Origin of the sequence: Mangrovibrevibacter kandeliae (genome assembly GCF_024519155.1) — a bacterium.
Taxonomy (GTDB): Bacteria; Pseudomonadota; Alphaproteobacteria; order Rhizobiales; family Rhizobiaceae; genus Mangrovibrevibacter; species Mangrovibrevibacter kandeliae.
In genome coordinates this window covers 14,411-41,155 of record NZ_JANIFJ010000003.1, presented here as the reverse complement: position 1 = coordinate 41,155, position 26,745 = coordinate 14,411, and the positions used below count along the sequence as shown (strand labels likewise).

Below are 26,745 nucleotides of genomic sequence, written 5' to 3'. Positions count from 1 at the left end.
CCCGCTATGCCCTGACGGGCGGCCCCTTGTCATCCGACCGGCCGTTGACGGTCGCGGCGCCGGTCGTCTCCTCGACCGTCCTCCCGACCGGCCCGCCCGACGGGTCCGGCCAGGCGGGGCGGACGACAACCTCGCGATGCGGGTACGGGATCTCGATGCGGTTCGCCTTCAGCGCATCCCACAATGCCAGCAGGACCTCGCCCTTGACGTTGGCGATGCCGGCCGGCGGATCCTTGATCCAGAAGCGCAGGATGAAGTCGAGCGACGACTCCCCGAAGCCGGTCATCCAGCAGACCGCCCCCTTCTCCTGCAGGACGCGGGCCGGCTTCACCGCCGCCTCCTTGGCGATCCGGATCACCTCGTGCGGGTCCGATTCGTAGGAGACGCCGAAGGTGACGTCGATCCGCACGAAGTCGCTGGCGAAGGACCAGTTCACCACCCGCTCGGTGATGAAGTCCTCGTTCGGGATCAGATACTCCTTGCCATCGCGGGTGCCGACCGAGACGTAGCGGGCATGCAACTCGCGGATCCAGCCGAAGGTCTCGCCGACGGTGATGGTGTCGCCCGGCTTGATCGACCGGTCCAGCAGGATGATGATCCCCGAGATGAAGTTCGACACCACCTTCTGCAGGCCGAAGCCCAGTCCGACGCCGACGGCGCCCGACAGGACCGTGAAGGCGGTGAGGTCGACGCCGACGGCGGCCAGCGCGACGGCGAGGCCGATCACCACGAGGCCGATCTTCAGGAGCTTGCCGATCAGCACCCGCAGTGTCGGCGTCAGCTCCTCGCTGCGCTTGATGCGGTTGTCGAGAAAGCGGCCGAGCGCGTTGGCGATCCAGAGGCTGACCGCGACGACCGCGATCGCCTTCAGGACGAGAAGCGCCGAGATGCGGCTCGTCCCGACATTGATCGCCGCCTGATCGAGCACGCCGGCCACCGGGTCGAGGAGGTTCAGGATCGAGAGCGCCGCGATGCCCCAGCAGATGTAGGTGACGGTGCGGGCGAGCAGGCGGTTGCGCAGCGCGCGCGAGGCGACGGCGATGACGAGGTAGGCGAGCGCCAGGCTGAACACGACGGAGAACAGCTGCGAGACCGGGCCATGGCTCGCCCGGTCGATCAGCGTCACCCCCCACATCAGAAGAACGAAGAAGGCGAGCCGCAGACGCCGCAGCAGGGCGACAACCACCCGCAACAGGTTAGGCGCGCCCTTGATCCGGCGTGCCTCGCCCTCCAATGCCGGGCCGGCGAGCCGGGCGATCAACCAGGCGATGAAGAAGGCGCCGACGATGATCGCGATGCGCAGGAGCGAATCGGGATGGCGGAAGTATGCGAGGAGGTTCTCGAACTGTCCGGCAAGGTAGCGGCCGAAGGCGCGAACCTCCCCCTCGTTCATCAGGTGCGGTCCCAGTTCGGCGCGAAGGCGGGATTGACGAGGCGCGCCCGTCGCGTGGTCAATGCAGTCAGAGCGTCGTGCTCCGCCTCGGTCAGCTCGAAGTCGAAGATGTCGATGTTCTCGGCCAGCCGCTCGGCCTTGGAGGTCCGCGGGATCGCCGCGACCTTGTCCTGCTCGATCTCCCAGCGCAGCACGATCTGCGCAGGCGTCTTGCCGTGCCGTTCGGCCGCCTCGCGCACTGCGGAGTTCGACAGGATGTCGCCGCCGCGCCCGAGCGGCGAATAGGCGACGAGCGCCGCCTCATGACGGGCGCAGGCGCCGAGCACCGCCTCCTGCGACAGGAAGGGATGATATTCGACCTGATTGCAGACGAGCGGCGCCGTGGACATGGCGGCAGCCTCGTCGAACATCGAGCTGGTGAAGTTCGCGACGCCGATGCTGCGGGTCAAGCCCTGCTCCTTCGCCGCGTTCAGCGCTCCGATCGAGGACTCGAGCGGCACCTCCCGGTTCGGCCAGTGAATCAGCAGGAGATCCACCGCGTCGAGGCCGAGCGCCTCCAGCGCCGCCTCGGCGCTCGGAACCAGATCCTCGCCGCCGATGTCGGTCCACCAGACCTTGGTGGTCACGAAGAGCGCGCTTCGCTCGATGCCGCTCGCGCGGATGCCCTGCCCCACCTCGCGCTCGTTGGCGTACATGCGGGCGGTGTCGATGTGCCGGTAGCCGGCCTCGATGGCTCGCGCGACCATGTCGGCACACTGTGCGCCCTCCAGCGTGAACGTGCCGAGGCCGATGGCCGGAATGGATGCGCCGTTCGTCTCGATGATCTTCATATGAGCTTTGTCCTGTGCCATGACGCGCGCCTGCCCGCCCGCGGTGCGTGCCTTTGAACATAGGCCGGCGCGGCATGTTTCCAGACTGGGGAAGACGACGTGGACCAAGGCGCCCCCTCACGGACGCGGCAACGCGTCCAGCTGATCGACACGCTGCGCGGCGTCGCGCTTCTGGCGATGGCGAGCTACCATTTCACCTGGGATCTCGAGTTCTTCGGCTACGTGCTGCGCGGGACCACGGGGCATGGCTTCTGGCGCCTGTACGCGCGCGGCATCGTCTCGACCTTCCTGTTCCTCGCCGGCCTCAGCCTCGTGCTCGCGCACCGCGACGGCATCCGCTGGCAGCCGTTCTGGCGGCGCGAGGCGCAGGTCGTCGCAGGCGCCCTCGCCGTCAGCATCGCCACCTGGTTTGTCGATGCCAGCAGCTTCGTGTTCTTCGGCGTGCTGCACGAGATCGCGGTGGCAAGCCTTGTCGGCCTTGCCTTCCTGCGGCTCCCGCCTCTCGCGACGCTCGCCACGGGGCTGGTCCTCATTGCCCTGCCCTTCACCGGCCTCTCGACGCCGTTGACCGAGTCGCGGTGGCTGGCCTGGGTGGGCCTCGCCGAGCGCCCCCCCTTCTCCAGCGACTACGTGCCGCTGGTTCCGTTTCTCGGCATCGTCCTCCTCGGGGTTGCCGGCGGACTCGTGGCCGAACGTCACGGCATCCTCGCGCGGCTCGCCGCGTGGAACGGGGCGATGCGCCGCGTCCCGGTGCTGAACGCGCTCGGCCGCCACGCCCTCCTGTTCTACCTCCTGCACCAGCCGTTGCTGTTCGGCTGCGTGTGGCTGACGGCGCAGATCTGGCCGGCCGATCTGGCGGCCCAGTTCCCCGCGATCTGCAGCTCGTCCTGCCTCGCCGAGCGCGACGAGCGCTTCTGCCGCCGCTACTGCGGCTGCGTCGGTGCCGATCTGCGGCGGGAGAATCTCACGTATCGGCTCGTGCAGAACACCCTGACGCCGATGGAATACGAGCGCGTGCAAGGCATGGCGGCGCAGTGCGGGGCCCGCGCCGAGCCGCCGCCGGCGCCGGCGGCGCCGCAATCGGGTGGGTGACGATGGCCCTCCCGCTGGTTAGGGACCCGGCGCGATGCCGAGTTCGGCCATGCGCGTCAGACAGGCCTCCTCGATCTGGTCGAGCTCGGCCATCAGGTCCTCGATGTCGCGGCGCTTCTGCTCGAACTCGCGCCGCCGCTCGCCGACGCGCCGGACCGTCATGCGCAGCTGACCGGCTTCGCCCGAGGGTAACTTGTGCATCTGGACGATCTCGCGAATGTCTGAGATCGCAAGCCCGAGCCGCTTGCCGCGCAGGATCATGCGCAGGAGTTGCCGGTCGGACTGCCGGAACAGGCGGGTGCGGCCGCGCCGGATCGGCTGGATCAGCCCCTCGTCCTCATAGAACCGGATGGTGCGGGTCGAGATCGCGAACTCGCGCGTCAGTTCGGTGATCGTGTAGTATTCCCGCATCGCGTACGCCTCCCCGGCTTCAGTGCAGGCCGAACCACCAGCTGGCGAAGCTGAGGAAGCCGAAGAAGCCGACGACGTCCGTCACCGTCGTGACGAAGACGCCGGAGGCGATTGCGGGATCGGCCCCGAAGCGATGCAGCACCAGCGGAATCAGCATGCCGGCCAGCGCTGCGGCGATCATGTTGACGATCATCGCCGCGCCGATCACCTCGCCGAGGCCGACATTTTCGAACCACACGGCCGCCACGATGCCGACGAGCACGGCGAAGCAGACGCCGTTCAGAAGGCCCACCAGCACCTCCCTGCGGATGATGCGGCCGGAATTGTAGATGTCGAGGTCGCGCGTCGCGAGCGCCCGCACGGTCACCGTCATCGTCTGCGTTCCCGCGTTGCCTCCCATCGATGCGACGATCGGCATCAGGACGGCGAGCGCCACCATCTGCTGGATCGTGGCGTCGAAGAGGCCGATCACCGACGAGGCGAGGAATGCGGTGAGGAGGTTGATCAAGAGCCAGCCGATGCGCGAACGCGCCGCGGTCAGCACCGTGTCCGAGATCTCCTCGTCGCCGACGCCGCCGAGCCGGCGGATGTCCTCTTCCGCCTCCTCCTGGATCATGTCGACGACGTCGTCGATGGTCAGCACGCCGACCAGCCGCTCGCTGTCGTCGACGACCGCGGCGGAGAGGAGGTCGTATTGCTGGAAGATCTGCGCCGCCTCTTCCTGGTCCATCACGGCCGGGATCGCGTGACGCGTCTCGTGCATGATCTCCTCGACCTTCTCGGGCCGCTTGGTGCGCAGCACCCGGTCGAGATCGACCGCGCCGAGAAGTTTGAAGGAGGGATCGACGACGAAGATCTGGGAGAAGCGCTCCGGCAGGTCCTCGTCCTCGCGCATGTAGTCGATGGTCTGGCCGACGGTCCAGAACGGCGGCACGGCCACGAACTCGGTCTGCATCCGGCGGCCGGCCGACTCTTCCGGATATTCGAGCGCCCGGCGCAGCCGGATCCGTTCGCGGAACGGCAGCTGTTCGAGGATCTCCTTGCGGTCCTCCTCGTCGAGATCCTCCAGGATGTAGACGGCGTCGTCCGAATTGAGCTCGCGCACCGCCTCGGCGATCTGCGCATTCGGCATCGCATCGACGATCTCGAGGCGGATCGCCTCGTCGAGTTCGGTCAGCGCGGTGTAGTCGAACTCCTCGCCCATCAGGCGCACCAGCGCCTGGCGGGCCTCCGGCGTCAGCCGCACGAGGAGGTCGGCGAGCTCCGATTCGTGCAGCCGGCCGACTTCCGGGCGCAGGAACAGGGTGTCGCGGTCGGCGATCGCCGCCGCGACGCGCGTCAGGAAGTCCGAATCGATATTGCCGTCGTCGTCATAGACAGGCGACCACGCCTCGGCGGGCGCGTCATCGACAAGCCGGTCGTCAGCCATCTTCGCCCCCTCTGTCGCGCGGTGTCCATGGCTGCCGGGTCTAGATGAAATTCGGGCGGACGCAAGCCGCCGCACGACCGTGCGACAGCTTTGCCTGAGTGCACCGGAGTGACTGGCCGGCAGCGGGGAGCCCCTCCCCCACGCCGGGTGCGAACGCTTCGTTCACTATCCGCACGAAGGTCGCTCGATGCTGCGGCAACCGCCACAATCGAGGCGACGTTGTGCGTACAACTTTATTCGAGAGGCTGATTATGAGCGAGATGATGAAGCCCCTCCCGCCCCTGCCGGACATTCGGCCGGAAGCGCGCGGGGCACTGTGCCGCGTGTCCCTCGAGGGGCCGTTCGAGGCGCTCGTCGCGTCGGCGAAGGCCGTCGGGTGGGAGCCGTCGGAAGTCGCCGTCGCGATGTGCGATCTCGCCTTCGCTCACGCGCGAAACGCGGCGCGCCAGCCGGAGCCGAAGCAAGCGACGAACATCGTGAAGCTGGCGGACTATCGCCGCTGACGGACGGACGGGGTCGGATGTGGACGCAACGCATCCGACAGGTCGTCGGTGCGCGGAGCGTCGCAGGCTCGCCAAGAGAGCAGCTGAACAGGAACGCGTCCTGAACATCTATCCCCGCACCTTGCAGGCAGATGCGGGGCTGAGGCCAAAAACCACAGCTAAAGCAGCATAAAAAGGGGATGGTGCGGTCGAGAAGACTCGAACTTCCACGGGTTGCCCCACAGCGACCTCAACGCTGCGCGTCTACCAATTCCGCCACGACCGCACGTCGCTGGGACCGGTCTCCCGGTCGGCTGCGGGCATGTAACAAAAGCCCTTCGGCGACACAAGCACTTTCCCGGTCTGCCGACCGGAAATCCGCCCGCGATGTGCCGGCGTCTTCAAACGGAAGGCGCCGGCAGCTACATGAGCGTCATGTCCGCGCCGTCCCCCCGCCTCGCCACCTCGGCACCTCGCTTCCCGCCGGACAGCGCGGACGCCCCGGTCGAGTGGATCATCGTGGACGGGCTCCTCGACTATCCCGAGGCCGTTCGGCTGATGGAAGAGCGGGTGGCGGCGATTGCCGACGGGCGTTCGCCGGAGGCGGTCCTTCTCGTCGAGCATCCGCCCCTCTACACCGCCGGCACCAGCGCACGGGCGACCGATCTCGTGTCGCCCGACCGGTTTCCCGTCTTCGCCACGGGCCGCGGCGGCGAATACACCTATCACGGCCCAGGCCAGCGGGTGGCCTACGTGCTCCTCGACCTGAAGCGGCGTCGGCCGGACGTGCGCGCCTTCGTGGCCGCGCTGGAGGCCTGGCTGATCGCGACGCTCGCGGAGTTCCAGATCAGGGGTGAACGGCGGGAGGACCGGGTCGGCGTCTGGGTGCGCCGGCCGGAGCGCGCACCCGGTCCGGCGGGCGGAACGGCGGAGGACAAGATCGCGGCGATCGGCATTCGGGTGCGCCGCTGGGTGACCTTTCACGGCATCAGCCTCAACGTCGATCCCAACCTGGAGCACTTCTCGGGAATCGTCCCGTGCGGGGTGCGGGAGCACGGCGTGACGAGCCTCGTCGATCTCGGCGTCCCCGTGTCGATGCCGGAGGTGGACGCCGTGCTGCGGCGGACCTTCGAGAGCGTGTTCGGGCCGACCCAGGCCCCGCGCGCTGCCGCGCCCGTTCACGCGGTCGAACGGATCTCGAAGCCGCTCGTCTGATCGTCGTCGGCGGGCGCGACGTCGACCGAATCGACCCGCGATCCGGGCGGCCCCTGCCGCAGCCGTGCCAGCATCGTATCGATCATGGCCTCGTCGCCTGCAAGGACTGCCTCGACGGTGCCGTCGCGCCGGTTGCGCACCCGGCCGGCGAGGCCGATCTCCCGTGCGACGCCGCGGCACCAGGCGCGATAGCCGACGCCCTGGACACGGCCGCCGACCACCACCCTCACCGTCTTCACGAGGTCGCCCCGCGCGGCGTGTGCGCGGCCGGCTGCGACGACGGATCCGCGAAGCGCAGGATCACCGAATCGACCGCCAGATTGTCACCGGGCGCGGCCACGACTTCGGCCACGATCGCGTCGCGTTCGGCGCGCAGCACATTCTCCATCTTCATCGCCTCGACCACCGCCAGCGTCTCACCCGCCTTCACCGCCTGGCCCTCGACCGCGAGGATCGAGATCACCACGCCGGGCATCGGGCACAGCAGCAACTGCGAGGTGTCAGGCGGCGTCTTCACCGGCATCTTCCGGTCGAGCGCGGCGATCGCCGGCGACAGGACTTGCGCCTCCAGCCAGACGCCATCGACGAAGAGGGTCCAGCCGTTCGCGCGCCCGCGGATCTGGGCGGTGACCGGACGCTCGTCGATCAGGCCGGTCCACGGCGAATTGCCGGGCGACCAGCGGCTCTCGATCCGGCGCGCTCGGCCGTCCTCGCCGGCGACGACCGCACGCAGTCCGTCGGGCGAGTTCTCGAACGCATCGACCCGCAGCGGCAGGTAGTGACCGTCCACCTTCGCCTCCCAGCGTTCGGCAAGCCGCCCAGAATGCGGTCGCAGCCGGTCCTGGTGCCGGTCGAGACGCTGCTTGCGGCAAAGCTCGAGCGTCAGCGCAACGAAGGCCGTGTCGCGCAACGTCGAGGGTTGGGGCTCGTCGCGCCGGAAGCCATCCGGATACTCCTCGTCGATGAAGCCGGTGGACAGGCGCCCCTCGCGCCACCGCGGGTGGCGCATCAGGGCGGCCAGGAACGGGACGTTGTGCTCGATGCCTTCGATCTCGAAGCGGTCGAGTGCATCTCGCATCGCATCGACGGCGCCGGGACGTGTCGGCGCATGCGTGCACAGTTTGGCGATCATCGGATCGTAGTGGAGCGAGATCTCCGAACCCTCGACGACGCCGGTGTCGTTGCGCAGCGTGACGCCTTCGCGGGTGCCCTCCTGCGGCGGCCGATACCGTGTCAGCCGCCCGATCGAGGGCAGGAAGCCGCGGAACGGGTCTTCGGCATAGATACGGCTCTCGACCGCCCAGCCGGTCAGATGGACGTCCGCCTGCGAAAGGCGCAGCGGCTCGCCCGCGGCGATGCGGATCATCTCCTCCACGAGATCGGTGCCCGTAACGAGTTCGGTGACCGGATGCTCAACCTGCAGCCGCGTGTTCATCTCGAGAAAGTAGAAGTTCCTGTCGCGGTCGACGATGAACTCCACCGTCCCCGCGCTGCGATAGTTCACTGCGCGCGCCAGTGCGACGGCCTGCGCCCCCATCGCAGCCCGTGTCTCGGTGTCGAGAAACGGCGACGGCGCCTCCTCGACGACCTTCTGGTTCCGGCGCTGGATCGAGCATTCGCGCTCGCCGAGATGGATCACGTTGCCATGCGCGTCGGCGAGCACCTGGATCTCGATATGGCGCGGCTCCTCGACGAACTTCTCGATGAAGACGCGATCGTCACCGAACGCAGAACGCGCCTCCGAGCGGGCCCGTTCGAACCCCTCGCGGCACTCCTGCGCCGTACGGGCGACGCGCATCCCCTTGCCGCCGCCGCCGGCCGAGGCCTTGATCATCACCGGAAAGCCGATCGACTCGGCGATAGCGATCGCCTCCCCGGAGCTCTCGATGACGCCGAGATGTCCGGGCACGACGCTGACGCCAGCCGCCTCGGCGCAGCGCTTCGACTCGATCTTGTCGCCCATGGCGCGGATCGCCTTCGCGCCCGGGCCGATGAACGCGATGCCACCCGCTTCCAGCGCCTCGCAGAAGGCGGCCCGCTCCGAGAGGAAGCCATAGCCGGGATGCACGGCCTGCGCTCCGGTCTGCCGGCACGCAGACAGAATGGCGTCGATGTCGAGGTAGCTCTGCGCGGCCGGCGCCGGACCGATCCGCACGGCCTCGTCCGCCATCGCAACGTGCAGCGCGCGCCGGTCGGCGTCGGAATAGACTGCGACCGTCCGAATGCCCATGCGGCGCGCCGTCTTGATGACGCGGCACGCGATCTCGCCGCGGTTGGCGATCAGGATGGTCTCGAACATGCGACGCAACGCTCCCCCGCAGGCAGACCCCGCTCGCGTCCCTGCCCCTCCCGGCCAGTTGTCGCGCGTCGGGCTCGGCCCTGCAAGTCACGCCTGAACGGCGCCAGGCGCCCTCAGGATCGCACGCCGAGCTCGTCGAGATTGTCCAGAAGCTCCGCCGGGCTCTCGAAGACGCGATACGCCCCGCTGGTCTCCAGCTCGTGCGCGCCGTAGCCGCCGGTCAGAAGCCCGATGCCGAGCGCACGGGCGCGGCCTGCGGCGAGGATGTCCCAGATGCTGTCGCCGACCACGAAGCAGTCCTGGATCGCATGATGCAATTCGTCGGCGGCGGTGATGAAGAGGTCGGGATCAGGCTTGGCATAGCGCACCTGGTCGCGCGTGATCACCGGCACCTTCTGCGGATCGACGCCGAGCCGGCGGATCGATGGCTCCGCGGTCTCCATGCGGCCGCTCGTCGCGATCGCCCAGGGCACCTCATGCTCGGTCAGCGCCGCGAGGAGCTCCACGGCACCGGGCAGAGGCCGTATCTCCGCATCCAGGCGCCGGAAGGCCATGGCGTGCCCCTGGCGCAACGCGTCGAGGCGCTCCTCGGTGATCGCAAGGCCGGTCTCGCGCAGCAGCTTGTTGGCAAACAGCCCGCCGCTCATGCCGATCTTGCGATGGATCTTCCAGACCGGAAGATCGATTCCCTCGGCATTCAGCGCCTGGTGCCAGGCCATGACGTGCTGGTAGACGCTGTCGACGAGCGTCCCGTCGAGATCGAACAGAAAGGCGGTGCGGCTGGACAGCATGGCGGCAATCCTCGAATGAAGTCACACGGAGAGATGCCGCGCCCCGCCCGCTCGGCAACCGACGGATGAAAAAGGAGACGAGCCACTGCCCCGCATCTTCGTCGATGCCGACGCCTGCCCGGTGAAGGACGAGGCGCTCGAGATCGCCGACCGTTACGGCGCCGAGCTCGTTCTCGTCTCGAACGGCGGCATCCGACCCTCGCGCTATCCGGGCGCGCGCATTGTCGTCGTTGCGGAGGGAGCCGACGCGGCGGACGACCGGATCATCGAAGAAGCCGGGCCGCGGGATGTGGTCATCACCGCCGACATCCCGCTCGCCGCACGCGCGCTCGAACGAGGCGCGACCGTGCTCGGACCGACCGGCCGGCCGTTCACCCCGGAGACGATCGGCACCGCCCTCTCGATGCGCGCCTTCAAGCAGCACCTCAGAGAAACCGGTGAAAGCAAGGGATACAATGCCGCTTTCACCGCTGCAGACCGGTCGCGGTTCCGCCAGGCGCTGGATCTTCTGCTGCGCCGCCTAGCCGATGGCTGAACGCTGCATTCGCTCCCGCGGCGCCGCGTGTTCGCGCAGCCCCTGATTTTCAGCGCTTATGCGGATCGCCAGCACCGCGGCGTTGAGCACCGTGAAGATCACGCACGTGGCCCAGAGCCCGAAGACGGCTGGCAGCAGCGCGATCTCGCAAGCCACGACCACGTAGTTCGGATGCGAGAGAAAGCGGTACGGTCCGCGTGCGACCAGATGCTCGCCCGGGACGACGATGATGCGCGTCGTCCAGCGCCGCCCGATGGCGGCAAGCGTCCAGAAGCGCAGCGCCTGCACGAGCGCGAAGAGCGCCAGAGGCAGCAGATGGAGCGGCTGGCCGAAGGCCGTCAGCCAGATCGTCGCGAGCCAGAGGCCGTGCAGGAGGACGATGGCCGGATAGTGCCGGCGACCGACCTCGAAGCCGCCCTCCGCTAGAAGCCGGCGGGTGTTGCGCCTGGCGATCGCCAGCTCGACGAGGCGCTGCAGCGTGACGTAGCCGAGGATGGCGCCAGTCCCCCAAGCCGGCGCAGTGGCCATGCCGAGTTCAAGCATCGAGGCGCACGAGACTGGCGGTAAAGCCCGGCCCAAGCGCGGCCAGCAGAGCGCGGCCGCCGAGCCCGGCTTCGAGCTTGCGCTTCAGCACGAACAGTGCCGTCGGCGCCGACATGTTGCCGACCTGGCGCAGCGTGTCCCGCTCGATGTCGAGGGCCCCCGCCGGAAGCTCGAAGGCGCCCTCGAGGGCTGCCACGACCTTTGTGCCGCCGGGATGGAAGGCAAAGCCGCCGAGATCGGCGACCGCCTCGTCCCGGCTGGCGAGAAACCCGGCGACGGCCGGCCGCATGCGCTCGGTCACGAGATCGGGAATGGAGGCCGAGAAGATCGCGCCGAATCCGAGCGGATCGATCTGCCAACCCATGACGCCCAGTGTGTCCGGCCACAGATGCTCGCCGCTCGCCACCACACGCGGCCCCGGGCGCCCGTCCGCGACGAGCACCGCGGCCGCGGCGCCGTCGCCGAACAGCGCGGTCGCCACGATGTTGCTCTTGGTCATCTCATCCGACCGGAAGGCGAGCGTGCAGATCTCGACCGCGACGACCAGCACCCGGCTGCCGGGGTCGGCCGCAGCGAGCCGTGCCGCCAGCGACACCCCGCTGACGCCGCCGGCACACCCCAGGCCGAAGACCGGCACCCGGCGGACATCGGCCCGCAAGCCGAGTGCGGCGTGAGCACGTGCCTCGAGCGACGGCGTCGCGACGCCGGTGGAGGAGATCGTCACCACCGTGTCGATCGCCTCGGCAGGAAGATCGGCGGCCGCGAGCGCCTGCCGCGCCGCATCCATGAAGAGCGCGGTGGCCCCGTCCAGATAGGCCTGCGTGCGGGTCTGCCAGTCCTGGGGCTGGTGGAACCATTCGAAGGGCCGCACCGAGTAGCGCATCTCGATGCCGGTATTCTCGAAAACCGGGCGCAATCGCTCGAAGTCACGGAAGCGTCCACCGAAGGTTTCGGCTGCATGGGCGACGACCTCGGACTGAGGCAGCCGATGCGGCGGCAGGGCTGTCGCCACGGAGGCGATGCGGGGGCGGGCGGAGGGATCGGCGGTCATCGCTACACAACTGGGACATGGCGGATCCGAAGTCATTACCGTTGCCGGTCACGACCCGCTCCACACGAAAACGTCAGGGCGCGCGCGAAGGCTTGATCCGGCTGGTATTGACCCCGCCGGGCCGGCGGCCGCAGCGTGCCGGCACACGGATGAGCGACGAAGAGACACAGGGCATGACGACACTGCGAGAGGGCGAGCCGCAAGACGACGGGCAGGACCTGCGACCGACCGGCCGGCTCGTTTACCGTCAGGCGCTGACGACCCGCCTGGCGCATTGGCTCTGGGCAGCCGCGTTGTTCTTCCTGCTCCTGTCGGGCCTGCAGATCTTCATGGCGCGACCGAACCTTTACATCGGGCAGCAGTCCGGCTTCGGATTCGACAACGCCGTCCTCAGCATCGACGCCGAACGTCAGGGGCCACGCATCGTCGGCTATGTCGATCTGCTCGGACATCGCTTCGACACCACCGGTTGGCTCGGCGCCATTGCAGAGGACGGGCAGCTGCAGCCCCGCGCCTTCCCGAGCTGGATGACCATCCCGGGGTATCGCGATCTTGCGACGGGGCGTGTCGTGCACTTCTTCTTCGCGTGGATGCTGGTTGCGACTCTCCTGTTCTGGTTCGTCGCAAGCCTGATCAACGGTCACGCCCGCCGCGATCTCGTTCCGACGCGGCGCGAACTCGGCGGGATCGGCGCCGACATCGTCCGGCACCTGAAACTGCGGTTCGCCCATGACGGGCGATACAACATCCTGCAGAAGCTCAGCTACGCGGCCGTTCTCTTCCTCCTGCTGCCGCTGATGATCGCCACGGGCCTGACGATGTCGCCCGGCATCAACGCATTCGCGCCGTGGCTGCTCGAGCTGTTCGGCGGCCGGCAAAGCGCGCGAACGATCCACTTCGCCGGAATGCTGCTGCTCGTCCTCTTCTTCATCGTCCATCTCGTGATGGTGCTTCTCGCCGGCCCCCTGAACGAGCTGCGCTCGATCGTCACCGGCTGGTACCGAACCGACCCGGAGGCATCGTAATGGCCGAACTTCGAATCCCCCGCCGGCGCTTTCTCACCGGGGCCGCGCTCGCCGCATCCGGCGCCGCACTGTCCGGCTGCTTCGACGATCTGGCGGATCGGGGGAAACCGGTTCGTGGCGTTCTGACCTCGGCCGAGCGTCTCACCTACGAGGCGCAACGGCTTCTTCTCGGCGCCGATGCCCTCGCCCCTGAATATGCCGCGAGCGAGGTGCGCCAAGCGATGCGCCCGAACGGCACCACCGGCCCGCGCGATCCGGAGTACCAGCGGCTGGCCGCGGCCGGCTTCACCGACTGGCGCCTCTCCGTCACCGGCCTCGTCGAGCGGGAGTTGTCGCTGTCGCTCGACGAGATCACCAACATGCCGAGCCGCAGCCAGATCACGCGGCACGACTGCGTCGAAGGCTGGAGCTGCATCGCCTCCTGGACGGGTGTGCCCCTTGCTCGCGTGCTGGACGAAGCCGGCGTGAAGCCCGCCGCACGCTACGTCGTCTTCCACTGCTTCGACACCATGGAGAACGGGTTCACCGGCCCGGTGCGCTACTACGAGTCGATCGATCTTCGCGACGCGCGCCATCCCCAGACGATCCTCGCTTACGCGCTCAACGGCACCACCCTGCCCGTATCCAACGGAGCACCGCTGCGCCTGCGGGTCGAGCGCCAGCTCGGCTACAAGATGGCCAAATATCTCAGGGCGATCGAGCTCACCGATCGCCTCTCCGGCTTCGGCGACGGCATGGGCGGCTACTGGGAAGACCGCGGCTACGAATGGTTCGCCGGGATCTGACGAAGCCCGGCCATATCTGATTAACGTTTGTGCGACAGGCGAGGCATTTTGCCTTTCGCATGAGCGAAAGGATGATGTAGAACGCGCGGGTCGAAGCTCAAAACCGCCGCGTCCTCCGGGCTGCCGGCCTGTCCCGAGCCTCTCACTGAAATTATCCTTAATGCTCCCGCAACCAAGCGGCGTCGGCCGCGTTTTGCGCGAGCACGTCGGAAAGAGGAGACTGTCATGTCAGCATCCGAAGTCGCGTCTGCGTATCAGCAGCATCTCATCACCGCCAACGAAGCCTTGGAGCAGGCGGGCGTCGAGAGCATCGAGCAGCTGCTGCAGGCTGCCCGTCGCGAGCGTGGGCACGCATTCCGACGTTGATCGGCGGTGCTCAGCCTGCCTTAGCCATTTCGGCGTTCTCGGCTTCTATCCAGAGGCTGCCATAGGACACTCCTGTCGGCCGATACGTCGTAAGGAGCACCCCGGTCTAATCCCGCAGCCGAAGCTACCTGCGACCCGCGTCCGCTCAGTAAGCCTCTAAGCGCTTCGCAATCTAGTCACTGAATGTTCTTTTTGCATACGAAATATTAGCATGTTCCGGCTAGTTCTCTGCTGTTGATCGGAGAGCAGCTGGATGTCGGTGGCCCTCACCAGACGGCGTGCATTGGTGCTCGGAGCCGCGATGGCAACTTGCCTTGTCGCTGGACGAGCTGCGGCGGACCTCGCACGTCCGTCCGGCAAGACGATATTGACGGTCGGCGGCCGGATACGGAACACCAACGACGGCGCCGAGGCGATCTTCGACCTGGCGATGCTCGACGCGCTCGGGAACACCAGCTTCACGACCTCGACGCCGTGGACGGACAAGCCGAACCGCTGGGAGGGCGTGCCGCTCGCCACGTTGATGGCCGCCGTAGGAGCAGACGGGACCACGCTCAGGGCGACTGCGCTTAACGACTACGTCGTCGACATGCCTCTGGCCGGCCTCGACGTCGAGGGGGCAATCCTTGCCGATCGACGCAACGGCGTGCCGATGCCGATCAGCGACAAGGGTCCGCTCTTCATCGTCTATCCCTTCGACGACCGCCCCGAACTGCGCAAGCAGGCCGTGTACATGCGCTGCGCCTGGCAGGTCGCCCGGCTCGACGTGCTGTAGCGGCGCGCGCGAGCATGCCCAAGCTGAACAATCGCTGGGAGGTCCCCCTCCTCGTCGTCACGGCCGGCCTCGGCTTTGCGGCGGTGCAGATGCTGTTCGCCAGCGTGCAGTACATGAACGGCATCTCGCGCGCAGCACAGAACAACGTCGTCTACGAGGTCATGACCACGGCGCCGGAACTCGCTCGACTTCAGGCGACGGTCGCCCGCTTCTTCCTTCCCGATTCAGATGTCACGCGCGACGACATCGCGTTGCGCTTCGCCATCGTGCAGAACCGCATGAAGATCCTGCGCACGCAGGAATCGCGCGCGCTGCGCGGCGACAATGCCGAGGCCTCGGAGCTTCTCGACCGGATGAAGGTCGCCGTCGAACAGGCCAAGCCGAAGATCGAGGCGTTGCAGACCCCGCAGGACGCGGCCGCGCTCATCGATATCTTCGATCCCCTCAACCGCCAGGCCTCGCAGCTCAGCGCGCTGACGACGGCGAATGCGGCGAACCGGATCGCCACCAACGAGCGGCGCCTCACCTGCACCTTCTGGCTGCTGCTCGGAGAAATCCTCGGCCTTCTGGCGTGCGGCGTCCTCCTGATCAGCCTGTTGCGGCGCGAACGCCGCAAGGCGAACCGGGCGGCCTCCGTCGACAGTCTCACCGGCCTGCCGAACCGCCTCGCCTTCAACCGGGCGCTGGCGGACGCTTTTTCCAAAGCGAGCCTGCCAGGCGACCTCGCCGTGCTGATGTTCGATCTCGACATGTTCAAGCACGTCAACGATACGCTGGGGCATGCCGCGGGCGACCGCCTGCTGGTCTCCGTGGCCGAGCGGCTCAAGCCGCTTCTCCACGACGGTCGGATCTTCGCCCGGCTGAGCGGCGACGAGTTCGCGATCATCTTCCACAAGCCGGACGCACGGAGCGTCGCGCTTGGCATCGCGTCGACGATCCAGACGGCCTTCGCGCAGCCCTTCGACACCGGCGGCACGATGGTCGCCGTCTCGGCGAGCGTCGGCGTCGCCGTGCCCGGCCCCGAGGACCGGCAGCCGGAAGACCTGATGAAGAACGCCGATCTCGCGCTCTATGCGGTCAAGGGTGCGCAGCGCGGCGACATCCGTCTCTACGAGCCGGCGATGAAGCAGGCCTATCTCAGCCGCCAGACTCTGTCACAGGACCTGCGCAACGCGCTCGCCAACGACGAGCTGCTGCTGAACTTCCAGCCGGTGGTGAACCTCGCCGATGGCTCGACCCGCGGCTTCGAAGCGCTGCTCCGCTGGAAGCATCCGCAGCGCGGCTTCATCTCGCCGGCCGAATTCATACCCATCGCGGAGGAGAGCGGGCTGATCCTGCCGATCGGACGCTGGGCGCTGTTCAAGGCCTGCGCCGTGGCGGCGCAATGGCCCGAGACGATCTCCATCGGCGTGAACCTGTCGCCGCAGCAGTTCATGGACTCCGAGCTCGTCGGGATCGTCGAGGACGCGCTCTCGCGCCACGGCATCCGGCCGGATCGGCTGACGCTCGAGATCACCGAGACGACGCTCATCCAAAACGACCAGAGCGTCGTGACGACCCTGAACGTCCTGCGCAAGATCGGGATCAAGACCGCACTCGACGATTTCGGCACGGGCTTCGCGTCCCTCAGCTACCTGACGCGCTTCCCCTTCGATTCGATCAAGATCGACCAGTCCTTCGTGCGGGGTTCGACCGCGCAGAACAACAACGAGCTGATCATCCGCTCGATCTGCGAGCTTGCCGGCAAGCTCGGGCTCCAGGTGATCGCCGAGGGCATCGAGACGGCCGAGCAGTTGGCACTGACCCGCTCGGCGGGATGCGAGGTCGGCCAAGGCTACTTCTTCGACAAGCCGATGGACGAGGTGCAGTGCGCGACGCGCCTCTCGCTCGAGCAACTGCAAGCCAGCCGTCTGCATGGCGACGCGACGACCGTCGATACCCTCCGCGCCTGATACCCCCACAGCCAAACGGGCTGGCTGCGGCCTCGTCGCGAGGCTTCTCCCTCACAAGGGGATGTTGTCGTGCTTCTTCCAGGGGTTCTGGAGGTCCTTGCCGCGCAGCATCGCGAGCGCGCGCGACACCCGCCGCCGCGTCGAGTGCGGCATGATCACCTCGTCGACATAGCCGCGCTCGGCGGCGACGAAAGGCGACAGGAAGCGGGCCTCGTATTCGGCCGTCCGCGACGCGATGGTCTCGGCGTCGCGCCCGCGATAGATGATCTCGACCGCGCCTTTCGCACCCATCACGGCGATCTGCGCCGTCGGCCAGGCATAGTTGACGTCGCCGCGCAGGTGCTTGGAGGCCATCACGTCGTAGGCGCCGCCGAAGGCCTTGCGGGTGATCACCGTGACCTTCGGCACCGTGGCCTCGCCATAGGCGAAGAGCAGCTTGGCGCCGTGCTTGATGAGACCGCCGTACTCCTGCGCGGTGCCCGGCAGGAAGCCCGGGACGTCGACGAAGGTGACGAGCGGGATCGAGAAGCAGTCGCAGAAGCGCACGAAGCGGGCCGCCTTGCGGCTTGCATCTGAATCGAGGACGCCGGCGAGCACCAGCGGCTGGTTGGCGACGATGCCGACCGTGCGGCCCTCGATCCGCCCGAACCCGGTGACGATGTTGCGTGCGAAGGCCGCCTGGATCTCGAAGAAGTCGCCGTCGTCGACCGTCTTCAGGATCAGCTCCTTGATGTCATAAGGCTGGCTGGCGCTGTCGGGGACCAGCGTGTCGAGCGAGGCATCGGCCTCGTCCACCGGCCGACCGCACGCGAGCGTCGGCACGGGCGAGGTGTTCGACGCCGGCAAATAATCCACGAGCCGCCGGATCTGCAGAAGCGCCTCGACGTCGTTCTCGAACGCGCCGTCGGCAATCGAGGAGCGGGTCGTGTGGATGCCGGCGCCGCCGAGTTCCTCGGCCGTCACCGTCTCGTTGGTGACCGTCTTCACCACGTCGGGGCCGGTGACGAACATGTAGGACGTATCGCGCACCATGAAGATGAAGTCGGTCATCGCCGGCGCGTAGACGTCGCCGCCGGCACAGGGACCCATGATGACGGAGATCTGCGGGATCACGCCGGAGGCGAGGATGTTGCGCTGGAAGATCTCGGCATAGCCGCCGAGCGATGCGACACCCTCCTGGATCCGGGCGCCTCCGGCATCGTAGAGACCGATGATCGGGGCGCGATTGCGCAGCGCGAGGTCCTGGACCTTCTGCACCTTCTCGGCATGGGCTTCCGACAGCGAGCCGCCGAACACGGTGAAGTCCTTGGCGAATACGAAGACCGTCCGGCCGTTGATCGTGCCCCAGCCGGTGACCACGCCATCGCCCGGAATGCGCTGCTCGGCCATGCCGAAATCGGTGCCGCGGTGCTCGACGAACATGTCGAACTCCTCGAACGAGCCTTCGTCCAGGAGCACCGAAAGGCGTTCGCGCGCCGTGAGCTTGCCCTTGCGGTGCTGCGCGGCGATCCGCGCCTCGCCGCCGCCCGCCCTCGCCCGCTCGCGCCGCGCCTCCAGCTCGGCCAACAGATCCTGCACGCGCCGCCTCCCGCTCCCTTTGAGCAAAGACCCTGCCGGGAGCGGCGCTTGGCGGTCAAGAGCGGCGGGACGCAGGCCTCACGCGCCAGGGATCGCCGGCGCCTCCCGCAGCACCGCGGCCGCGGCATCGAAGTCCCGCCGACGCAGAGCACGTCGCGCCGAAGCCTCGTCGTCTTCGCCCCATTGCTCGATGTTCCAGTCCTCGTCGAGATGGGCGGCCGCCCAGGCGGCATCCGGCTCCAGTCCGCCGGCCCCGACCGCCATCGCCAGGAGCCCTGAACCCGTCAGCGTCGTGATCTGATGCAGGGCCGCGAGACTGTACGGATCGCCGACCCCCTCGAGATGAGCAGCGACCCGCTCCAGCGCCTCCGGTGGCTGCGGCCGATGCATGACGCCGACCACCGGTACGAAGAGCGCCGCCAGCCGAGCCTCGATCCACGCCAGGATGGGATCCCAGACCGCCCGCTGGCGCGCGACAAGTCCGTCCGGTCCATCCGCCCGGTAGAGCAACAGGTCGGTGTCGGCATAGCTCGCGATTTCCGCGCGGACCGGCCCCGGGTTCGGCGCCACGCCGTCGATGACGGTGTTGGCAAAGCGGGTCGCCGGCATCGTTGCGGGATCGATCCGCTCGCCCTGCCCGTCCCACTCGGCGAGGATCACCTCGGCAAGCCCGCGATGCGGGACGCTCAACCCGTTGCGGGCCGGCGTCTTCACCGTCCGCCCGTCGAGCTCGACGCTCAGTCCGCCCTCGGTTTCGACCAGTCGAACGCTCGTGTAGAAGCGCTTCGGCAGTTCGACGGCGGACAGGGGATTGGAAGACGGCATGGCAGTGGCCCTCGTTCTGACTCGTGCTGCGATCGAGGCGCAGCCGTTCGGACGGGTATCGTCCGGGGGAACCTATCCCTCGACCGGACGCGCCTGCGGCTCGCCCGGCACGCCCATCCAGATCTCCAGCAGCCGCGCGAGCTCGACTGTGTCGGCCGCCACGGCTCCGGCGCCTGCAGCCTGCAGCGCTTCGGCCGGCGTGGTACCCCAGCCGACCCCGATCGCCTCGGCACCGGCCGCACGCGCCATCTGCATATCGTAGATCGCGTCGCCGACCACCACCGCTTGGTCCGGATCGACGCCGCACTCGGCGCAGCATTCGAGCACCATGGCCGGATGCGGCTTGGACGGACAGTCGTCGGCCGTGCGGACCGTGACGAAGTGGCCGTCGAGGGCGTGCGTCTCGACGATCGAGGCGACGCCCCGCCGCGACTTGCCGGTGACGATGCCGAGGAGCACGTCCTCGCGAACGCGCAGCTCGGCGAGAAGCTCGGGAATGCCGGGGAACAGGGTCTCGGCGAAGCTCGGATCGGCGCGGGCCGCACGGAAATGCGTCCGGTACTGCTCGGCGAGGGCGAGGATGAGTTCGGGCGTCGCCGGCGGATGCAGCCGGCGCATCGCCTCGTCGAGAGACAGGCCGATGATCGCGCGGGTCGCCGCGTCGGCCGGTGCGGCCAGCCCCTTCGTGACGAAGGTGCGCCGCATCGTCTCGCAGATCAGCCCGCAGGTGTCGGCGAGCGTGCCGTCGCAATCGAACAGGATCAGCCGCATCAGTCGTTCGCCGTTGCCTCTTCGAACCCGAACAGGTTCCAGGTCTGGACCATGTGTGGCGGCAGCGGCGCCAGCTGGTCGATCGTGCCGCGCCCATCCGGATGCGGGATCACGATGCGCCGCGCGTGGAGGTGCAGGCGCTTCTGCACGCCGCCTGGAAATTCGAAGTTGGTGTCGGCCTCGAAGTATTTGGGGTCGCCGAGGATCGGATGGCCGATATGGGTGGCGTGCACCCGCAGCTGGTGGGTTCGGCCCGTGTAGGGCTCCATCTCGAGCCAGGCGAACTGCTGGCCGACCTGGTCGATCACCCGGTAGTGCGAGAGCGCGTGGTCGGCGCCCTCGTCGCCATGCTTCCCCACGCGCATGCGGTCGCCATCGGGCGTCTGCTCCTTGACGAGATAGGTCGAGATCCGCCCATCATGCGGCGACGGGACGCCTTTCACGAGCGCCCAGTAGGTCTTCTGCGTCTCGCGCTCGCGGAACGCCTTGGTCAGCGCGACGGCGGCGCCGCGCGTGCGGGCGACGACGAGGATGCCGGAGGTGTCCCGATCGAGCCGGTGGACGAGGCGCGGCTTCTCGCCCTTCTTGTTGCGCCAGGCCTCAAGCATGGCATCGACATGGCGCGAGACACCCGAGCCACCCTGGACGGCAAGGCCGGCGGGCTTGTTGAAGACGAGCACCTTGTCGTCCTCGTAGAGGAGCATCTGGGAGAGCACGTCGCCGTCGCCGCGGGCCCGCATGGTGCGCGCGGTCAGCGGCCCGGCCGGAACGTCCGCGGCATCGGTGCCGAGCGGCGGCACCCGCACCAGTTGGCCTGGCGCGATGCGCGTGTCGGACTTCGCCCGCCCGCCATCGACCCGGATCTGGCCGGAGCGCAAGAGCTTCTGGAGGTGGCCGAAGCCGAGCCCGGGATAGTGCACCTTGAACCAGCGGTCGAGGCGCATTCCGCCCTCGTCCGCCGCGACCTTCACCTGTTCGACGCCTGCCATCGCTCTCGCCTTGCCGTTGCGGCGGGAGATAGCATCAGGCGAAGTGGCGCGCGAGCCCCAGCCCGGCGAAGAGCGCCGCGATGCCGATCGCCACGGTGCCGATGACGTAGAGTGCGGCGAGCAGGCCGTCGCCGCGCTCCCACAGCACCGCCGCATCCAGCGCGAAGCTCGAGAAGGTGGTGAAGCCGCCAAGGAAGCCGGTCGCGATCAGCAGCTTCAGCTCCGTCGAGGCGCCCCAGCGGCGCGCAAGGACTTCGATGAAGACGCCCATGACGAAGGCGCCCACGAGGTTCACGACCATCGTTCCGGCAGGAAAACTGGGGCCGAAGGCGCGCAGCGTGGCGAGACCGACGAGATGACGCGACACCGCGCCGAGGGCGCCGCCGACGGCGACGAGAAGAATGTTGCTCATGAGACGCTACAGGCTCTACCCGGACCGGCCGGGTGTCGCCGATCCCCGCTCGGCGCGCAACCGCGCCCAGCGGCGCATCCGTTCGCCGATCGCGCTTTCCGCGCCGCGATCGACCGGGCGGTAGAAGCTCTGCCGGCCCATCGCATCGGGGAAATAGTCCTGTCCGGAAAAGGCGTCCGGCGCATCGTGGTCGTAGGCATAGCCCGCGCCATAGCCCTCGTCGCGCATCAGTCCGGTCGGCGCGTTGAGGATGTGCTTGGGCGGCAGCAGCGAGCCGTGCTCTCGGGCCGCCCGCATCGCCGCCTTGTAGGCGGTATAGACAGCGTTCGACTTCGGCGCGGTGGCGAGATAGACGGCCGCCTCCGCCAGCGCCAGTTCCCCTTCAGGCGAGCCGAGGAAGTCGTAGGCGTCCTTGGCCGCGTTGGCGACGACCAGCGCCTGCGGGTCGGCGAGCCCGATGTCCTCGGAGGCCATGCGAACGAGGCGGCGGCCGAGGAAGAGCGGGCTCTCGCCGGCGTCGAACATGCGACAGAGCCAGTAGAGCGCGGCATCCGGGTCCGAGCCCCGCACCGCCTTGTGCAGCGCCGAGATCAGGTTGTAGTGCCCGTCCTGACCCTTGTCGTAGACCGGTGCACGCCGCTGCACGATCTCCTGCAGGCGGGCAGCATCGAAGGTCTCGCGGGGCTTGGCCGCCCGCCAGACCTCCTCGGCGAGCGTCAGGATCGCCCGCCCGTCGCCGTCGGCCATGCGCAGAAGGACGGCGCGGGCCTCCTCGTCCAGGGGCAGCGGCCGCGCCTCGGCCGCTTCGGCACGGTCGAGAAGCCCGGCGAGGCTCACCGCGTCATGCGGCCGGAAGGTCAGGACCCGCGCGCGCGACAGAAGCGCGGCGTTCAGCTCGAAGGACGGGTTCTCGGTGGTGGCGCCGACGAGCACCACCGTGCCGTCCTCCATCACCGGCAGGAAACTGTCCTGCTGCGCGCGGTTGAAGCGGTGGATCTCGTCGACGAAGAGCAGCGTCTGGCGGCCGTTCTGTCGACGCAACCGGGCCGCCTCGAAAACCTTCTTGAGGTCGGCGACGCCGGAAAAGATGGCAGAGATCTGCTCGAAGGCGAGATCGACCTGCGATGCAAGGAGGCGCGCGACCGTCGTCTTCCCGGTGCCGGGCGGACCCCAGAAGATCATCGAGCCGAGGCTCCCGGAGGCCACCATCCGCGACAGGACGCCGTCCGGCCCGGTCAGATGCTCCTGCCCGACCACCTCGGCGAGCGTGACCGGCCGGAGCCGGTCAGCCAGTGGACGCGCCGGCTGCGGCCGCTCCGGCTCGGGGGTGCGGCGGGGCGCCTCCCGCTCCTGCGGCAGGCCGGCGAACAGATCGGACATCGATGCGACTCCACGGCGGGTGGCGCTCGCCTCCCGAAACGACGCCGATCCTACCGGTCCAGCGCCGCCGCAGAAAGGCCAGGCGTCCTCAGCGCACCACCTGGGTCAATCGGCGGCCGCCGCGGTCGATCTCGAACCGCCAGCCTCGCGCTCCTCGGTCGAGCACCTTCTCCAGAGCGGCCGTCGAATCGATCGGCTCCCGGTTCACCTGGGTGACGATGTCCTTCGGCTGGAAGCCGAGCCGCGCCGCGATCGAGCCGCGCTCGACCTTGGTGATCACGACGCCCGTCTGGTTCTGCGGCATCTCGAGCTCGTCTGCGACACGCGGCGACAGGTTGGCGACGGTGCAGCCCGAGAACGGATTCTGGCCGCTGAGGTCGCGCACGTCGCGCGGCGGATCCTCCGGCGCGGCCAGAAGCTTCAGCGCGATGTCGCGCTTGCGGCCGTCGACCAGCACGTCGAGATGGGTCGTTCGGCCGATCCCGCCGGTCGCAAGGCGATAGCCGAGGGCGTCGGGGTCGGTGATCTCGAACCCGTCCATCGCCATGATGACGTCGCCCACCGCAAGACCCGCCTTGTCGGCCGGGCCGCCGTCGGTCACCGACTGAACCAGCGCGCCTGTCGGCCGATCGAGGCCAAGCGCCTCGGCGATATCCGGTGTCACCGGCGCGAACCCGGCGCCGATATAGGCGCGCTCGAAGCGCCCCCCGTTCTTGGCGGCCTCGACGAACGCCCGCACCATGTTCGACGGAATGGCGAATCCGATGCCGAGCGAGCCGCCGGAGCGCGAGAAGATGGCGGTGTTGATGCCGACGAGTTGCCCTTGCATCCCGATCAGGGCCCCGCCGGAATTCCCGGGATTGATGGCCGCGTCCGTCTGGATGAAATAGCCGAAGTCGTCCGTCCCGATATGCGTGCGGGCGAGTGCCGAGACGATGCCGCTCGTCACTGTCTGGCCGATGCCGAACGGATTGCCGATGGCGATGACGAGATCGCCGATCTCGAGCGCATCGGAATCGGCAATGGGCAAGACGGGAAACTTCCCGCCGCCCTTGAGCTTCAGAACGGCGAGATCCGCCTTGGCGTCCTTCAGGAGCACATCACAGTCGAATTCCCGCCCGTCCGAGAGCGCGACCTTCACCTCGTCCGCATCCGCGACGACGTGGTTGTTGGTGACGACCAGGCCGCTCGGATCGACGATCACGCCCGAACCGAGGGCACGCTCGACGCGCGGGCGCTGCTGGACGCCGCCCCCGCCGAAGAACTGCTCGAAGAAGGGATCGCCCGCAAACGGCGAGCGCGTCGCAATCGTGCGGGCGGCGTAGACGTTCACCACCGCCGGCGCGGTCTGCTTCACCAGGGGCGCGAAGGACAGGTCGATCTGGGCCTTGCCCTGCGGCACCTGCCGACCGCTCGGCGCAGCCGGTGCAATGGGCACGGGCGGCGAGGCCGGTTCGGCCTGGGCGAGATGCAGCGCGGGCGCCGCGGCGTCGATGTGACTGTGTCCGCCGCGCGGGGCTGCGGGTGTGCCGTCCGATCCCATCGATGCGGCCAGCGCGCCGCCGGCGATCAGACAGATAGCCGCCCCGGCGGCCACGAGACGGGGTACTTGCATCGGCGATTTCCTGCGCAGCTGACGTCCAATCGAGTGGCCGCGATATCGCAGGAGACTGCAACGAAAAAGGGGCCGTCACCGACCCCTTTCCGAAGTTTCATGGGAGCGTGCCGACGTTAGCGCGCAGCGGCGCTGGCACTGATCTCGGACGCGGTCTGCGGGAGGTCGGCGGTCGCGTAGCTCGCGGTGAGGACTGCGAACGCGGCGACGGCTCCAAGGAGGGTCAAGACGGTACGGCGCATGGAGAACTGGCTCTGCGTGAGTGGGGTAGCCTGATCATTCATGATGTTCATTTAATCCACGTAAATTTCGCAGCATCTGCGTGTGCCGCTCGTCCCGTCTTCGCCATACAAATGCCATGGAGCCGGAAAGGTTGCGGGCCAAGGCGAACTGTTTTCCGCCTGGTCAAGCGGCCGCTCGCTTCGCACGTGACGGCCGATCCCGGCAATGGCATTGCTGCAACAGCCGTACTGCATCACAAGATCATTGCGCCGAGATTTAAAGGGGATAGCGGCAGGGTGATTTGTCGTTGCCACTGTTGCAGGTCTGCATCAGCGTCGGGGGTTCGATGCGGGCAGGTGTCCGGTCAGACGAGCCCGAGACGCAGAAGATCAGCGGCGGTCGCTTCTGCGGCATCTTCCGGCGAGCGCAACTCGAGATTGAGGACTTCCACGTGCCGGCTCGCCCGCGTCGTCGTTCCGCGACCGAGTTCGGGCAGCAGATGACGGGCCGAGGGAACGACGAGCGCCGCCGCCCGCACCGTCCAGTCGGGCAGCGTCCAGCGCGGCAGGCGGCTCGAAAATTTCGGGAACGCATGGCGTAGCCCGTGCGCGATCTCTGCCATCGATCGCGTGCCGGCATTGAGGATGAACCGCCGACCCGCCACATCGGGCGCGGTCAGCGCAGCGACGTGTGCCGCCGCAACGTCGCGAACATCGACGATGCCGAAGGCGACGTTCGGGACCGCCGGCACGTGTCCCGACAGCATCATTCGAATGATTCGGGCGGACGTGCCGATGCGAGGATCGAGCAGCGGCCCGAAGATCACTGCGGGATTGATGGCAGTGAGTTGCAGGTCGGACCCGGCGACGGCCTCCCACGCAGCCTTCTCCGCGAGCGTCTTGGACACTGCATAGGGGCTGATCGACGGACTGTCGACGTTTGACCAGTCGGCTTCCGTCAGCTCCGCCCGGGCGGAGCCGTGGCCGTAGCCGATCGCCGCCACCGACGAGGTCAGGACCATGCGCGCCACCCCTGCCCGCTTGGCCGCCTCTACGACGCGGAGCGTACCGCCACGCGCGATCGGCACGAGGCCGAACCTGTCGCGCGGCTGGCGCAGTGGAAACGCCGTGGCGGTGTGAATCACATATCGGCATTTCGCGGCGGCGGCATCCCACCCGGCGTCCTCGCCGAGATCGGCATGGGAGAACTCCAGCCGATCCACGGGCAAGCCGCGGTCCCGCAGCGTGGCCCTGACGGCCTCCGCCATCTCAGGCGATCGCACGCTCCCGCGCACATGCCAGCCCGCCTCCAGCAGGCGGACCGCAATGTGCCGGGCGAGAAAGCCGGAAATGCCCGTGAGGAGCACCCGATCGTCAGCGGTTTCCACGGACTCTTCCTCTCCGTCTCACCTTACGGCTCTACTGGATCCCTGGCGCCACTGACAACGTTCTGCGGCATCTCGCGGCAAGCCGCCGGCATCAACGAAAAAGGGGCCCGAAGGCCCCTCCATACGTCCGTGTCACCTGAAGTGGCTTACGCCGCTTCCTCGGCGCTCGCTTCGGCCTCGAGGCGGGCGCGATCGGCGGCGCCGCGGGCGTCGGGATCACGGTCGACGAACTCGATCACGGCCAGCGGCGCGTTGTCGCCGCGGCGGAAGCCCGCCTTCAGGACGCGCGTGTAGCCACCGTTGCGCTCCGCATAGCGGCTGGCAATCGTGTCAAACAGCTTGCGCACGACGTCCTCGTCGCGGATGCGCGAGATCGCGATGCGCCGGGCATGCAGGTCGCCGCGCTTGCCGAGCGTCACCAGCTTCTCGACGATCGGACGCAGATCCTTCGCCTTCGGCAGGGTGGTGACGATCTGCTCGTGCTCGATCAGCGAGGCCGCCATGTTGGCGAACATCGCCTTGCGGTGCTCGTGCGTGCGGTTGAACTTCCGGCCGCGTTTGCCGTGACGCATTGTGCTCTCCTGGAATGACC

At 68.2% G+C, this 26,745-nt stretch carries 27 protein-coding genes and 1 tRNA gene; 9 read left to right on the top strand and 19 right to left on the bottom strand.

What is annotated here, in order from left to right; all coding sequences use genetic code 11:
• Window positions 1-4 precede the first annotated feature (4 nt).
• Window positions 5-1,393: a mechanosensitive ion channel family protein gene (locus tag NPA30_RS09815; protein ID WP_256802488.1), complete on the bottom strand. Its 1,389-nt coding sequence runs from the start codon at window positions 1,391-1,393 to the stop codon at window positions 5-7.
• The gene (locus tag NPA30_RS09810; RefSeq protein WP_256802876.1) at window positions 1,393-2,223 is read right to left on the bottom strand and encodes an aldo/keto reductase; all 831 of its coding nucleotides are present in this window, start codon (window positions 2,221-2,223) and stop codon (window positions 1,393-1,395) included. Before NPA30_RS09810 ends, NPA30_RS09815 begins: the two co-directional genes overlap by 1 nt.
• Before the next feature lie 99 nt (window positions 2,224-2,322).
• On the opposite strand from NPA30_RS09810, the gene NPA30_RS09805 reads away from it, so the two are divergent.
• Window positions 2,323-3,315 (top strand): DUF1624 domain-containing protein, encoded by a 993-nt coding sequence (locus tag NPA30_RS09805; RefSeq protein ID WP_256802487.1) that lies wholly within the window; start codon window positions 2,323-2,325, stop codon window positions 3,313-3,315.
• Window positions 3,316-3,333: 18 nt separating this feature from the next.
• Here NPA30_RS09805 and NPA30_RS09800 read toward each other — a convergent pair whose 3' ends face one another.
• Together NPA30_RS09800 and mgtE are read right to left on the bottom strand one after the other, a co-directional pair.
• The gene (locus NPA30_RS09800) at window positions 3,334-3,726 is read right to left on the bottom strand and encodes a MerR family transcriptional regulator (RefSeq protein ID WP_256802486.1); all 393 of its coding nucleotides are present in this window, start codon (window positions 3,724-3,726) and stop codon (window positions 3,334-3,336) included.
• Between the two features lie 19 nt (window positions 3,727-3,745).
• On the bottom strand, window positions 3,746-5,155 hold the full coding sequence (gene mgtE / locus NPA30_RS09795; RefSeq protein ID WP_256802485.1) for a magnesium transporter: 1,410 nt from the start codon (window positions 5,153-5,155) through the stop codon (window positions 3,746-3,748).
• Between the two features lie 260 nt (window positions 5,156-5,415).
• Between mgtE and NPA30_RS09790 the strand changes: the two genes are divergently transcribed.
• Window positions 5,416-5,658, top strand: coding sequence for a hypothetical protein (locus NPA30_RS09790; RefSeq protein ID WP_256802484.1), 243 nt, complete (start codon window positions 5,416-5,418; stop codon window positions 5,656-5,658).
• A 180-nt stretch (window positions 5,659-5,838) separates the two neighbouring features.
• On the opposite strand, the gene NPA30_RS09785 is transcribed toward NPA30_RS09790, so the two are convergent.
• A tRNA-Leu gene (locus NPA30_RS09785) sits at window positions 5,839-5,923 on the bottom strand.
• Window positions 5,924-6,000: 77 nt separating this feature from the next.
• On the opposite strand from NPA30_RS09785, the gene lipB reads away from it, so the two are divergent.
• Window positions 6,001-6,852, top strand: a complete 852-nt coding sequence (lipB, locus tag NPA30_RS09780) for a lipoyl(octanoyl) transferase LipB (protein WP_372338791.1) — start codon at window positions 6,001-6,003, stop codon at window positions 6,850-6,852.
• On the opposite strand, the gene NPA30_RS09775 is transcribed toward lipB, so the two are convergent.
• From NPA30_RS09775 to NPA30_RS09765, 3 genes are all read right to left on the bottom strand, one after another.
• On the bottom strand, window positions 6,816-7,091 hold the full coding sequence (locus tag NPA30_RS09775) for an acylphosphatase (protein ID WP_256802482.1): 276 nt from the start codon (window positions 7,089-7,091) through the stop codon (window positions 6,816-6,818). The two genes, lipB and NPA30_RS09775, sit on opposite strands and share 37 nt — an antisense overlap.
• Entirely contained in the window at window positions 7,088-9,151 is a 2,064-nt protein-coding gene (locus NPA30_RS09770) for an acetyl-CoA carboxylase biotin carboxylase subunit (protein WP_256802481.1), read from the bottom strand. The genes NPA30_RS09775 and NPA30_RS09770 overlap by 4 nt, the downstream gene beginning before the upstream one ends.
• Window positions 9,152-9,264: 113 nt before the next feature.
• On the bottom strand, window positions 9,265-9,942 hold the full coding sequence (locus NPA30_RS09765; protein WP_256802480.1) for an HAD family hydrolase: 678 nt from the start codon (window positions 9,940-9,942) through the stop codon (window positions 9,265-9,267).
• An 85-nt stretch (window positions 9,943-10,027) separates the two neighbouring features.
• Here NPA30_RS09765 and NPA30_RS09760 point away from each other — a divergent pair, with 85 nt between their 5' ends.
• Window positions 10,028-10,477: a YaiI/YqxD family protein gene (locus NPA30_RS09760; RefSeq protein ID WP_256802875.1), complete on the top strand. Its 450-nt coding sequence runs from the start codon at window positions 10,028-10,030 to the stop codon at window positions 10,475-10,477.
• On the opposite strand, the gene NPA30_RS09755 is transcribed toward NPA30_RS09760, so the two are convergent.
• Both NPA30_RS09755 and NPA30_RS09750 read right to left on the bottom strand, forming a co-directional pair.
• Window positions 10,463-11,005: an isoprenylcysteine carboxyl methyltransferase family protein gene (locus tag NPA30_RS09755; RefSeq protein WP_256802479.1), complete on the bottom strand. Its 543-nt coding sequence runs from the start codon at window positions 11,003-11,005 to the stop codon at window positions 10,463-10,465. The two genes, NPA30_RS09760 and NPA30_RS09755, sit on opposite strands and share 15 nt — an antisense overlap.
• A 7-nt stretch (window positions 11,006-11,012) precedes the next feature.
• Complete coding sequence (locus tag NPA30_RS09750) at window positions 11,013-12,071, bottom strand: type III polyketide synthase (protein WP_256802478.1); 1,059 nt, start codon at window positions 12,069-12,071, stop codon at window positions 11,013-11,015.
• Between the two features lie 173 nt (window positions 12,072-12,244).
• Here NPA30_RS09750 and NPA30_RS09745 point away from each other — a divergent pair, with 173 nt between their 5' ends.
• The 5 genes from NPA30_RS09745 (at window position 12,245) to NPA30_RS09725 (ending at window position 16,974) form a co-directional block, all read left to right on the top strand.
• Complete coding sequence (locus NPA30_RS09745; RefSeq protein WP_256802477.1) at window positions 12,245-13,096, top strand: cytochrome b/b6 domain-containing protein; 852 nt, start codon at window positions 12,245-12,247, stop codon at window positions 13,094-13,096.
• A complete protein-coding gene (locus tag NPA30_RS09740; RefSeq protein ID WP_256802476.1) occupies window positions 13,096-13,881 on the top strand; it encodes a molybdopterin-binding protein in 786 nt (261 codons plus the stop codon). Before NPA30_RS09745 ends, NPA30_RS09740 begins: the two co-directional genes overlap by 1 nt.
• Before the next feature lie 225 nt (window positions 13,882-14,106).
• Window positions 14,107-14,247 carry a hypothetical protein gene (locus NPA30_RS09735; protein ID WP_256802475.1) on the top strand — a complete coding sequence of 47 codons (141 nt, stop codon included), beginning with the start codon at window positions 14,107-14,109 and terminating at the stop codon, window positions 14,245-14,247.
• A gap of 301 nt (window positions 14,248-14,548) precedes the next feature.
• Window positions 14,549-15,022: an oxidoreductase gene (locus NPA30_RS09730; RefSeq protein WP_256802474.1), complete on the top strand. Its 474-nt coding sequence runs from the start codon at window positions 14,549-14,551 to the stop codon at window positions 15,020-15,022.
• Window positions 15,023-15,036: 14 nt separating this feature from the next.
• Window positions 15,037-16,974, top strand: a complete 1,938-nt coding sequence (locus NPA30_RS09725; protein ID WP_256802473.1) for a putative bifunctional diguanylate cyclase/phosphodiesterase — start codon at window positions 15,037-15,039, stop codon at window positions 16,972-16,974.
• 51 nt (window positions 16,975-17,025) lie between these two features.
• Here NPA30_RS09725 and NPA30_RS09720 read toward each other — a convergent pair whose 3' ends face one another.
• From NPA30_RS09720 to rplQ, 9 genes are all read right to left on the bottom strand, one after another.
• The gene (locus tag NPA30_RS09720) at window positions 17,026-18,552 is read right to left on the bottom strand and encodes an acyl-CoA carboxylase subunit beta (RefSeq protein ID WP_256802472.1); all 1,527 of its coding nucleotides are present in this window, start codon (window positions 18,550-18,552) and stop codon (window positions 17,026-17,028) included.
• A 78-nt stretch (window positions 18,553-18,630) separates the two neighbouring features.
• The gene (locus tag NPA30_RS09715; protein WP_256802471.1) at window positions 18,631-19,377 is read right to left on the bottom strand and encodes an ATP12 family chaperone protein; all 747 of its coding nucleotides are present in this window, start codon (window positions 19,375-19,377) and stop codon (window positions 18,631-18,633) included.
• 72 nt (window positions 19,378-19,449) lie between these two features.
• The gene (locus tag NPA30_RS09710) at window positions 19,450-20,148 is read right to left on the bottom strand and encodes an HAD-IA family hydrolase (RefSeq protein WP_256802470.1); all 699 of its coding nucleotides are present in this window, start codon (window positions 20,146-20,148) and stop codon (window positions 19,450-19,452) included.
• Window positions 20,148-21,137 (bottom strand): RluA family pseudouridine synthase, encoded by a 990-nt coding sequence (locus NPA30_RS09705; protein WP_256802467.1) that lies wholly within the window; start codon window positions 21,135-21,137, stop codon window positions 20,148-20,150. Before NPA30_RS09705 ends, NPA30_RS09710 begins: the two co-directional genes overlap by 1 nt.
• Before the next feature lie 34 nt (window positions 21,138-21,171).
• A complete protein-coding gene (gene crcB / locus NPA30_RS09700; protein WP_256802466.1) occupies window positions 21,172-21,549 on the bottom strand; it encodes a fluoride efflux transporter CrcB in 378 nt (125 codons plus the stop codon).
• A gap of 15 nt (window positions 21,550-21,564) precedes the next feature.
• A complete protein-coding gene (locus NPA30_RS09695; protein ID WP_256802465.1) occupies window positions 21,565-22,929 on the bottom strand; it encodes a replication-associated recombination protein A in 1,365 nt (454 codons plus the stop codon).
• Window positions 22,930-23,017: 88 nt separating this feature from the next.
• On the bottom strand, window positions 23,018-24,472 hold the full coding sequence (locus tag NPA30_RS09690; RefSeq protein WP_372338790.1) for a DegQ family serine endoprotease: 1,455 nt from the start codon (window positions 24,470-24,472) through the stop codon (window positions 23,018-23,020).
• Between the two features lie 658 nt (window positions 24,473-25,130).
• A complete protein-coding gene (locus tag NPA30_RS09685; RefSeq protein ID WP_256802463.1) occupies window positions 25,131-26,132 on the bottom strand; it encodes an NAD-dependent epimerase/dehydratase family protein in 1,002 nt (333 codons plus the stop codon).
• Window positions 26,133-26,299: 167 nt separating this feature from the next.
• Complete coding sequence (rplQ, locus tag NPA30_RS09680; protein WP_256802462.1) at window positions 26,300-26,725, bottom strand: 50S ribosomal protein L17; 426 nt, start codon at window positions 26,723-26,725, stop codon at window positions 26,300-26,302.
• Window positions 26,726-26,745: the final 20 nt, after the last annotated feature.